The following is an 8,131-nucleotide window of genomic DNA, read 5'->3' as shown; positions in this document are numbered from 1 at the left end:
GGACAGCAGGCGTCCGATCAACGTCGACTTGCCGTCATCCACCGAACCGCAGGTCAGGAAGCGCAGCAGCGACTTCTTCTCCTGCGCGGCCAGATAATCGCGGACGCCATCCGTGGGAGCGAGGCTCATTGCCTTGATGTGGCGCATGGTCAGAAATACCCCTCGCGCTTCAGGTTGAGACTATCGGTCCTGCAAGCCCTGATGTGAAGCCCATCCGCCGCTGGGCCAAACGTGACCTGTTGCGGGTCAGCACGCCTGGGACCGCAATTACGGCCGTCGCCTCGCAGATGAGGCGGCGGCTTCAGTCGGGTCTGGATGGAGCGGCCCGGCACCCCCTTGTTGGGATGGGGCTAGGACACCGGGCCTAACCGACGGGCAGTTTGTGAGAAACGGCGCCGGGGGATAACAGACTATATGCGCTCATACCCAAGACGCGCAAAGCATACGAAAGAAGTATGAGGACAACATTCCGGGCTCAACCGATGACCGATCAGCCAGTGACGTGCAGGCGCCGCCTCACGCTCTCTTCCGGCGATTTGCCGGATCATGCTTGCAGCGCTGCTACTATCCCTCGTTCTCGCCTTGGCGGGAAACCACTGACCAAGCCACCATCGATCCGGTTGGTGTTGCCGAGGCGCTTGGCCGTGGCGGAGAGGTCGAACCAATGTGCACCTCGGTCGCCGAGTTCGCCGCGATTGGCGGCCGTATGGGTTGTTGGCCGGCAAACAGGGGATGACCAGTCGCAACCCCCGTCTCAGCTTATTGATGCGAGATAAGCTGAACGCAATTACAGGTTGTAATACCTTTGGACATATTAGCTAGCTAATATATAATTACCAATTGTTAACCAGGATTAATGCGCCCTTTCCACAGCATTGTAGTATGCCCTTTAGGTTGGGTTACCTCCATAGGGCGGGGAGGCCATACGTCCGTGCGTTGGGGCGGCGTATGCTCTACTCCTTGAATCCAATCCTCGGTTAAATCTAGGCAGCCTGACACGATGGAGCGTATCAGTTCACGCGTCTGACAAGCTTTGCGGGGCCCAATCAAATGGGAGAAAAGCAAGTCGGACGGAGAGGAGTATGTAAGGCGATGGGACCTCACCAAACTTCCGATTCCTGGAATGATGCAATACGACCGTTACACAATGGACATCTGCCGGACTCGAATGGCCTAGGCAGATCCGATGTCGAAGAAGAGCACCGAAGCGAAGGCCTAGTCCTGATTGTAGACAAGCGAGCGCTTGAACGTGAATGCCTTGCTCGTGGCCTTATCGAACACAATCCCACTTTGCGCGTTAGCGCGGTAGGATCGCTTGACGAGATCCAGCACATTGCTGGGAAAGAGGATCCATCCGCGGTACTGGTCATTCTTGGCGCCAGAAAGGTCTCCGAGCAGAGTGTTCGGGCGGAACTTACGGACTTCATTGCTGAGATTGGCACCGTACCCGTAATCGTCGTGGTGGATTCCGACGACCCGGGGGAGGTTCTCGCCGCACTCGAATGCGGAGCCCGAGGCTACATTCCCACAAGTGTGAAGGTGAAGGTCGCTGCCGAGGCCATTGGTCTCGCTCGCGCCGGAGGGATCTTTGTACCCGCCAGCTGCGTGCTGGCGCTTCGAGAGATCATCCACTCGACGGCAAACGGTGCGCGGCCGCTCGCTGGCATGTTCACGATACGCGAGGCTGCGGTCGTAGAGGCGCTCAGGAAAGGCAAGGCGAACAAGATAATTGCCTACGAACTCAATCTTTGCGAGAGCACCGTCAAGGTCCACATCCGCAATATCATGAAGAAACTGAAGGCTACGAACCGCACGGAAGTAGCCTACAAGCTCAGACAGATGTTGCTATGACGGCTGCTTCGGATTTTACCTAGCCGGTCCGGCAACAATTGCCGGACCCGTTGAGGTTGGACACCCGTCCGGGTCGCTTTCGCGAAACAGACTCGCTCGCGCTGGTGTTTAAGTGCGTTGCCTCTCAATGGTCGCGGACCTTGCCTTCACGAGGAATCCAACACTGTCCTCGCCCAGTTCTGCGCCCCGATATGCTGCTTCGGCGGCTTTCAGCCCTCCCGTCAGCCTGCGGACCGTCGGAGCTGCTCCGAGTACGTCAAGTGGCAAGCCTAGCTGATCGCGGCCGGGCCTCTTCGGCGGCCAAACCGTGAGGCCGAAGTAGCTGGCGGCCGAGCGATCGATCCCGCCGCTGAACTGCACCAACAGCGTTTGGTTCGAGTTCCGGCCAATTCGGCCCAGGCTGTTGATGTCCATTGGTGGTTTGTCGCTGGGTCGCATCGCTACGACGATGACATCCCATGCATCGTCGGTCAGCAGCACCGGGTGCGAAAAAACGCTTACTCCCGCCCCGCGCTCGCGGAGCGCATATTCAAGGGATGATGCACAGGGCGTGTCGCAGACGATGGCGAGCTTGGCCGCGCGTAGATCGACACCGGCATCGTCCAGCAAGGTGCAGCATAACCGCGCGAACTCTGGCAGCAGGTCTACGGCTGGATGGTTGAGATTGAGAGCCGCAACCTTAATGCCAGCCTCGTCACAGGCGTCGAAGTCCACAGTGCCAGGCCGAAGCTCCCATGGTCCAGCCATTAGCGAAACAACCGCATGAGAGGGTAAGAGTTCGACAAGCGATCTAGAAATCGGCCCGACCTGGAGGGAGTTCGTGACGAGGTCGACGTCCTGCCATTTGCGGCTGTCGATGCGGTCCGTCACTTCCACGCGTTCCGACACGTTGGCAAAATTGGCAAATGCCAACGTCGCGGTCGCGGCTGCTGCCAGGCCCGGATGTCTGGAGGATATGCGAGTGAGCGCAACGACGCGGCTGGCCTTAGCGAGCGCCGCCGCGGCCGCAGTCACTGCTTGGTATCCTGTCGCAGCGCCAACGACCACGGTGAGGCCGGAGAGATCGAGATCGAGCAAGGCTATTTGCTTGCGCACGAGAGCAAGGACTTCGGCACGGTCGATCTCGGGAACATCACGAGCAAACGGCCTTGCTGAAAAATGACGTGATGTAGGCATGAAGCTGGGCACCACGTTGCGCGCTCTCACTATCTGGTAGGCCGGCAATGTCCTTTAAGCGGATCCGCTGCCCTGCCGGTCTCGTCTGGGCGCGATGCGCGTGCATTTCCTGCATTGCGTTGGCTGACGCGCTTGCGGCCTTCGCATTTGGTAAAGTAGTTCCTGTCTATTCTATTCTCGCCCAGGCGAGTGACGGTCCAAATTTGGTTGGCCCTCTGACCTCTTTGTGGCCGAACCCGTTCCAATGCGCGCTTTGGCAATACAGCCGAACCTGCCCGAACTGCTACTGCAGCAAACGGATGCTAGGTGATACCCCGTTTGATCGGAAGACTTACCGCGGCTACGCCTGCGACGCTCGGATCAGGCTAAGGGGGTAACGAGCGCTGGGTACGGCGCTACCTCCTTTGCTTCTCTTGCCGAGAATGACGCGCCGCTGTGAAGTTGGGCAGCAAAACCAGCAGTGTTTCTTGGTGACATCCGTGACAATAAGCGCCTTTGACATAAAGCACCGCGGGCCAGGCATCCGCGTCGGCCAAAACCTCCGTCCGCTTGGAGGCCGGCGCAAGAGGATGATGGACATGACCGTCGCATTGATCGCGCTTGTCCTCGCTGCGCCGGTGATGCTGGCGGTTGCCCTTTTGATATTGGTGACCGACGGCGGACCGGCGGTGTTCTCACACACCCGGATCGGGTTCAACGGCAGGCGCTTCGCCTGTTACAAATTCAGGACCATGGTGGCCAACTCGGAGCGGGTCCTGGCCGACTATCTCGCGAGCAATCCCGAAGCCGCCAAGGAGTGGGAGCAGAATTGGAAATTCAAGAATGACCCGCGAATCACATTCCTAGGGCGCATTCTCAGGAAGTCGAGCCTGGATGAGCTGCCTCAACTCATCAACGTGCTGCGCGGCGAGATGAGTTGCGTCGGCCCTCGTCCAGTCGTTCCCGACGAACTTCAACGTTACGGCTCCTCTGCGATCGATTATCTAAAAACCCGGCCTGGGCTAACTGGCCTTTGGCAGGTGGCCGGCAGAGACGCAATGGATTATCCCAGTCGTGTCTCTATCGACAGCCGATATGTGCGGGAATGGTCCCTATGGGCCGATGTTGTCATTCTCGTCCGGACTGTGGGCGCCGTGATGAAATTCGACCGTGCGTCTTGATTAATGCGCATCGCAAATTCTTGCCCGATGCTTTGCTTTGCCTAAAAACCGCAGCGTGCTGTCGCGACCGCGATGGCGAAAGGTGCGGCGCCGGCCGGCCGCGGCGAAATGGCAGCCGCGGACCATTACTGCTCACGTGACATGCCTTGGCGCCAGATTACGCCCAGGAAGAGGCCGAGCAAGTAGGCACCCTGCAGAACGACAACGAGAAGCAGGATTGAGATGAGGTGGTGCCAATCAAATACACTGCCGATGCCGCCTGCAGCGACGCCGCCCACGACAGTCACCGCGGTCATGATGATGAGCGCGGCAACTCGAAAACGAAATCCCAGCAAAATGCCGATAACACCGACGACGACAAGGCCCCAAAGCACGGCGATCTCCTATGGGTGGAAGACTCAGTGTGCCATCTCCAAGTCTCCCACATCTGCGAAATCGGTACCAACACTCAATCCGGCTGCACCGCCTCGCCGGCGAGCGGTCGAGGGGCGGGAAATCGCCGCACAGTCCCCCGCGCTGCACAAAAGGCGTAGAGCACCCTGTCCGAATGCCCCCTTTTCGCTCATTTCCTTGTCCACCCGCCGAGCCTACGCTGCATGGAAATAGGTATGCGGAAATTCACCCGCCGTGCGGCAGCATGCAATGATTTATGATCCGGACGCCAAGCCTGTGTTTATCAGTGCAGCTATTCGGGACAACAAGACGCTGGACGTTGCTCATCAACGCGAGGCTGCGTCGGCGCGCAGTTCCCGCATAATGCCTCTTACGTGACATTCCACCTATGCTTCAGGTATCTGTCCTTTTGCTGATCGTGTCCATCTGGTTCCCTGGCGCCACGCGGATTGCCGGAACGGATGGCTCGCTTTCCTTCGTGCTGGCACTGTTCTGCGCTCTGTTAAGTGTCGGTGCCTACGCGGAAACAGCAAGACGCCTCCATCGGATTGAAGCCGCCCTGACGACTGCGGTGCTGACGATATCTGCTGTCATCATCGTTCTCTCTCTACTGTCGATGCTCTACGCAGACAATCCGATGAGGACGATGCGCGCGGTTTTCTCACAAGTGTTTGGTTTCGCGATCATTCCAGCAGTCGCGGCGATCTCCACGAGACCCAAGGGCCTCGTGGCAATCGACAGGATTGTGACGGCCATAGTCATCATGACTGTCGTAACATCCTGTGTTGTCGCAATCGGGCTGGGCGATGCCAGATTCGCCGATCGGGCTGAAGGCTATTTCAAGCACTCGAACCAACTCGGGATCGCGTTGTCGGCTGGTCTGCCGCTTGTCGCGGCGAAGCTGGTCACATCCCGCCGGCATCGACTTCTCCTTATGGGCTGCCTCGCTGCGGTGCTCCTGGGTTTGGTGAAATCGGGTTCGAAGACCAACTTCGTTCTCGGCGTGGTGGGCCTTGGTCTTTTCTTTGCACTATACAGTATATATTTAATCAGAAGAAAGCAGAGTCCGTTAAAAGTGATAGTGGGAACCATTGCCGCTCCGGTATTGTTCGAAGCGAGCCTGCTGACATTGCAGTTCCTAAATCCACGGGCTTACGGCCTGCTGGCCCTTCAACTTTCCGGAGGCGAGGCGCATTCGGTGGTATCGCGGCAGCGACTGTGGTCTATATCGATCGATCTCGGCCTGTCGCACCCGTTCACGGGTGTGGGGGCAGGGCAATGGGTGGAAGATATCGCACCCCATAGCCATAATCTGTTCATTGACTTCTTTAGAACACTGGGAGTGCCCGGCTTGGCGTTGGTGTCGATGCTGGTTCTCGTGGTCATGGCATATCTGGTCAGGGTCGTGTTCTGCACATTGTTCGGCAATGACAGGGGGGGTGACCATGCGGCAGAAGTGAATGTGATGGTGCTTGGAACGTCGGTTTCCCTGTGGAACTACATCATCGCAAACCAGATGAGCGACTCCTTCGGTCCATCGACAGCGCCTTTCTTCTGGCTGCCGTTGGCTTTGCTCATCTTCTACCGCGGCATCCAACGATCACTGCAGACCGGCCCTGAGCGTCCGAAATTGTACGCGGTTCCAGGGTCCCAGCTCTTTCAACATTGAAATTCCCATGGCTTCGCACACAGTCCATGACCTGACGGCAGGCTTGCCGCCAAACGTCGAACCACGCTCACTTCAAACAGACATTCGATTTGTGGAATTCTTTGGTCTCCCCGGGATTGGAAAGACAACCGCAACCACCCTGTTGGCGAACGGTTTGCGGCGGCACGGCCCGTTGGTGGGTGATGTGCGGGTAGCGTCGGAGACAAGAAAGTTCATCAGCCGCCAGATCTACAGAATAGGTATTGTTGCACCAAGGCTTAGGGATCGTGAGTTTCGCTCCCTGCTCTCGCGAATTGCGCGCTTTGTCATCGAAGGTGGGCAATCATCAATTGTCGACACAGTCAGAGTCATCTGGAACCTTTCGTTTCTGATTGCTTATGTTCAAAGCGAGAGACAGGGAAGAAATACAATCATTGTCATGGACCAGGGCCTGTTGCAGGGATTCCTATCCATCTTGCTTAAGAGCAGGCGTGGGGCAACATCCGAGAAGTGGCTTGATATCCTGTTCGCCATTGGCGTGCACGATATTGCTTTTGTCCATCTGCGCGGCGAGATCGGCGTGGCACGAGATCGACTTCTGAAAAGGGGCGATCGGTCCTCGCGGATGCAAAGGACATCTCCTGACCGCGGCCTTGATCTGTGGTCGACCGCGGATGGTGCTTGCCGCCAGATTGCGACCGATCTTGAGTGGAGGATGGGAACGGAAGATCACGCCGGCGTACTGGTGGCGGTCAACGTGGAGAGGGTTGCGTCGCCCGAAGACGTCGCCGAAAGGGTTCTCGACGCGGTGCTACTGGCCTGCCTTGAACGGCATCGGCTGTGCGATAGGGTAGGTCAATGAGCACGAGAATGGACCGCCGTTCTTTCATGGCCGTCGCCGGCTTGTATCCTGTAATCGCTTTGTTGCCGAGCTCGCTCCGAGCGCAAGGCGGCCAAACGCCGGGAGGCAACGAGTTCGTCCTGGCGGGTGAGTATGGCTTCAAACAGCAATTAATTCGGAATCTCCAGCCGGGAGCAACTATCAATGCTCGCAATGCTTCCTTCACGGTGGCCAACAGCAGAAACAGCGATCCCAGCGCGACGATGGGCTGCGACGAGGGGCCGTTGCCGGTCAATCGCTATCCCGTCGTCATCCGCAACTGTCCCGGGGTTCGCTTTGTCGGCGGCCGCTTCGACGGCCAGGTACCGCTGACGTCTGATTGGCGGGATACCTACTGCAACAGCGCGGCTCTGCTTGTCAGGGACGGAACCACCGATGCGACAATAGAAGGGGTGCGTGCCCGTCGCTGCTGGGATGGCATTCGCCTCGCCGAGCACGCCGACGGTTTTCGCCTAAAAGGGTGCTGGCTCAGCGAAATCAGGGATGATGCGGTGGAGAACGACTATCTCCTCAGCGGTATCATCGAAGATTGCCTGTTTGACGGATGTTTCTCGGGGATCAGCCTGGACCCTGCGTCAAACGAGCGGGACGGAACAGGGCAAACGGTGCGGGTCGACAAATCCCTCATTCGCATGCATGCCTTTCTGTCCAAGGGCGAAATCACACATCAGGCGCCGATCAAGGCTGTCGATCAGTCGCCCAGGTTGAGGATCACGGAATCCGTTTTCGCATTGGCCGCGGCCAACATGCGTGGATTCCATCGCCTGGAAAGAACATGGCGGCTGACGATTGAAAGCCGCGACAACGTTTTGCTGTGGCTGCCCGACGAGCCAATCCCCTCCTCGTTGCCACTGCCGCCATCTGGTTTCAGATTGCTGACGGGCGCCAACGCCCGTGAATATTGGAACAAGGCGCATCTCCAGTGGATCGCGGCGCATCAGGACGTGGCCCGGTTCTCCGACGAGTTGCTGTGAGAAGTCGCAGCGTCGGCAATGATTATCC

Annotated in this window: 7 protein-coding genes; 5 read left to right on the top strand and 2 right to left on the bottom strand. The window is 58.1% G+C overall.

The window, feature by feature from the left end:
- Positions 1 to 1,092: 1,092 nt before the first annotated feature.
- Positions 1,093 to 1,851, top strand: coding sequence for a response regulator transcription factor (locus tag O7B34_RS31545; RefSeq protein WP_337149631.1), 759 nt, complete (start codon positions 1,093 to 1,095; stop codon positions 1,849 to 1,851).
- A gap of 108 nt (positions 1,852 to 1,959) precedes the next feature.
- Here the strand turns inward: O7B34_RS31545 and O7B34_RS31540 are convergent, their stop codons facing one another.
- Complete coding sequence (locus tag O7B34_RS31540; protein ID WP_337149630.1) at positions 1,960 to 3,027, bottom strand: hypothetical protein; 1,068 nt, start codon at positions 3,025 to 3,027, stop codon at positions 1,960 to 1,962.
- A 572-nt stretch (positions 3,028 to 3,599) separates the two neighbouring features.
- On the opposite strand from O7B34_RS31540, the gene O7B34_RS31535 reads away from it, so the two are divergent.
- Positions 3,600 to 4,187, top strand: a complete 588-nt coding sequence (locus O7B34_RS31535) for a sugar transferase (protein WP_280940120.1) — start codon at positions 3,600 to 3,602, stop codon at positions 4,185 to 4,187.
- A 125-nt stretch (positions 4,188 to 4,312) separates the two neighbouring features.
- On the opposite strand, the gene O7B34_RS31530 is transcribed toward O7B34_RS31535, so the two are convergent.
- The gene (locus O7B34_RS31530; protein ID WP_337141265.1) at positions 4,313 to 4,561 is read right to left on the bottom strand and encodes a hypothetical protein; all 249 of its coding nucleotides are present in this window, start codon (positions 4,559 to 4,561) and stop codon (positions 4,313 to 4,315) included.
- Positions 4,562 to 4,968: 407 nt separating this feature from the next.
- Between O7B34_RS31530 and O7B34_RS31525 the strand changes: the two genes are divergently transcribed.
- Genes O7B34_RS31525 through O7B34_RS31515 form a run of 3 tightly spaced genes read left to right on the top strand, consistent with a single transcriptional unit; the run spans position 4,969 to position 8,103 of the window.
- On the top strand, positions 4,969 to 6,249 hold the full coding sequence (locus tag O7B34_RS31525; protein ID WP_337149629.1) for an O-antigen ligase family protein: 1,281 nt from the start codon (positions 4,969 to 4,971) through the stop codon (positions 6,247 to 6,249).
- A 7-nt stretch (positions 6,250 to 6,256) separates the two neighbouring features.
- Complete coding sequence (locus tag O7B34_RS31520) at positions 6,257 to 7,090, top strand: hypothetical protein (RefSeq protein ID WP_337149628.1); 834 nt, start codon at positions 6,257 to 6,259, stop codon at positions 7,088 to 7,090.
- An 8-nt stretch (positions 7,091 to 7,098) separates the two neighbouring features.
- Positions 7,099 to 8,103, top strand: a complete 1,005-nt coding sequence (locus O7B34_RS31515; RefSeq protein ID WP_337149626.1) for a hypothetical protein — start codon at positions 7,099 to 7,101, stop codon at positions 8,101 to 8,103.
- Positions 8,104 to 8,131: the final 28 nt, after the last annotated feature.

This window comes from Mesorhizobium sp. Cs1299R1N3, assembly GCF_037179625.1.
Lineage (GTDB): Bacteria > Pseudomonadota > Alphaproteobacteria > Rhizobiales > Rhizobiaceae > Mesorhizobium > Mesorhizobium salmacidum.
This window is presented reverse-complemented; position numbering and strand designations above follow the sequence as displayed.